This is a genomic window from Pedococcus sp. P1_H8, from assembly GCF_056405175.1.
Genome location: NZ_JBFUCP010000440.1, coordinates 1 through 368, shown reverse-complemented (window position 1 = coordinate 368; position 368 = coordinate 1). Strand labels below are relative to the sequence as shown.

The window sequence follows — 368 nt, the reverse complement described above, 5'->3', positions numbered from 1 at the left end:
AACCCGGACATGTCGAACCCAGTGAGATCGCCGAATCCGCACCCACCGCGGGCCTGACGCAGACGTCGGCCGCGAATCTCGGTGCATGGACCGGCAGTCGCCTGGTTCAGCCCAAGGCCCGACCGGCCAAGCGCTGACCCGCCGATCACGAAGGAGTCTCCATGCCTCTCGAGGTTGGTGCAGTCGCGCCGGAGTTCACGCTCAAGGACCAGAACAATCAGGAAGTCTCGCTCGCGGACTACCGCGGCAAGAAGAACGTCCTGATCGTCTTCTATCCGCTGGCCTTCACCGGCACCTGTCAGGGTGAGCTCTGCCGGGTGCGTGACGGACTGCCGAAGTTCGAGAACGACGATGCCGCCGTGCTCGCC

General features: G+C 64.7%; 2 protein-coding genes. Both read left to right on the top strand.

Annotation, left to right across the window (positions count from 1 at the left end; translation table 11 throughout):
- Window positions 1-137 (top strand): DUF3052 family protein (locus AC1DYG_RS20760; protein ID WP_477641716.1); only part of this gene is annotated, 137 nt, incomplete at its 5' end.
- A gap of 24 nt (window positions 138-161) precedes the next feature.
- Window positions 162-368 (top strand): redoxin domain-containing protein (locus AC1DYG_RS20755; RefSeq protein WP_477641715.1); only part of this gene is annotated, 207 nt, incomplete at its 3' end.